This window comes from Peribacillus sp. P4_C12, from assembly GCF_056402095.1.
In genome coordinates, this window is record NZ_JBFUIB010000715.1 from 1 (window position 1) to 1,557 (window position 1,557).

Consider the following 1,557-nt stretch of genomic DNA (forward strand, 5'->3'; position numbering starts at 1 on the left):
TACAAAAAGATTTTGTTGAGAATAATAACTTGGAATATTTGGGTAGTGAATATGAGGATGATGTTGAAGTACAAGCATATCAAGCTAAAGCTGGCACATATTATGTGGGTGTTATAGACACTGATAATGACTACGTTGACAATAACACAGAAGAGGATTTATATGCTATCTCAACTGGATTTGTAGATAATGTTAAGCCATCTAAGCCAAGTGTTAATAAGGTTGACAATAATGACAAAGTTATAACAGGGAAAGCAGAAGCTAATTCTACGGTTACTGTTAAAAGTGGAAGTAAAGTGTTAGGCTCTGCAAAAGCAACATCTAAAGGAACATTCTCTATTAATATAGCAGTGCAAAAAGCGGGAACTAAATTGACCATCACAGCTAAAGATAGTTCAGGGAATGTGAGTTCAAGTGTTTCTGTAACTGTTCTAGACGTTGTTCCACCAAGTAAACCTACCGTAAGTAAGGTAGATAATAATGACAAAGTAGTAACAGGGAAAGCAGAAGCTAATTCTACGGTTACTGTTAAAAATGGCAGTAAAGTATTAGGCTCTGCAAAGGCAACAACTAAAGGAACATTCTCTATTAAAATAGCCGTGCAAAAAGCGGGAACTAAATTAGCGGTCACAGCAAAAGATAGTTCAGGGAATGTGAGTTCAAGTGCTTCTGTCACAGTGTTAGATGTTGTTCCACCAAGTAAGCCTACGGTAAGTAAGGTAGATGATAATGATAAAGTTGTAAAAGGGAAAGCTGAAGCATCATCGACTGTGACCGTAAAGGTAGGTAGTAAATCCCTTGGTTCAGCGAAAGCAGCGTCTAATGGGAGCTACTCAGTTAAGATAAAAGCACAGAAAAAGGGAACTACCCTTTCAATAACTGCAAAGGATAAAGCAGGAAATGTTAGTTCAAAGGCAACTACTAAGGTTGTAAAACATTAAATTCACGGTAATATTACATCTGTTGTTACAGATGAATCATTAAAGACAATGGACATTCTAATAAAACTAAATCAAGTAGGAGTACTCAATATCCGTAATACTTCAAAAACTTGGAGAGAAGAAAATGAGTATAAAGAAAAGTCAAACATTCGTACAGTTAGATGTGAGGAATTGGGATAATACTGAATTAGTAGAAAGTTTATATGAAATTTGCGAGACTAGTAAAGAGTATGAAAATGATGTAGTAGAGGTTCATCAGGTTGTAGACTTAGGGAAACTTAAAAATGATTGGAGATATTTAATCATTCTAAATATTTCACAAGACCTAGATAATCTGGGTGCGCAAATAGACCATTATTAAAAACAAAAACTTCACTTAATTAATGCTTGAAACCACCAGTCCAATTACTGGTGGTTTTCTTCAGTTTGAACTAATTCAATTACGACTTCTATATTGCATTCAAGGTATTCGCACATGTTAATTAGAATGGATAATACCACATTAATGTGTGGCTCTAGAGTCACGTTTCCGAGTCACAAATCTTCCTATTTTTTTATAACTCGGTATTATCCATTCTAATTAACATGTGCGAATACCTTGAATGCAATATAGAAG

The 1,557-nt window shown here is 34.8% G+C and carries 2 protein-coding genes; both read left to right on the top strand.

Annotation, left to right across the window (positions count from 1 at the left end; all coding sequences use genetic code 11):
• Window positions 1-941: Ig-like domain-containing protein (locus tag AC1DUW_RS28290; RefSeq protein ID WP_477644115.1), on the top strand; the 941-nt coding region annotated here is incomplete at its 5' end.
• Window positions 942-1,065: 124 nt separating this feature from the next.
• Complete coding sequence (locus tag AC1DUW_RS28295) at window positions 1,066-1,302, top strand: hypothetical protein (protein WP_053345978.1); 237 nt, start codon at window positions 1,066-1,068, stop codon at window positions 1,300-1,302.
• Window positions 1,303-1,557: the final 255 nt, after the last annotated feature.

Coding starts and splice junctions, on each gene's coding strand:
- AC1DUW_RS28295 (WP_053345978.1), top strand. CDS start 1,066: ATGAGTATAAAGAAAAGTCAAACATTCGTACAGTTAGATGTGAGGAAT.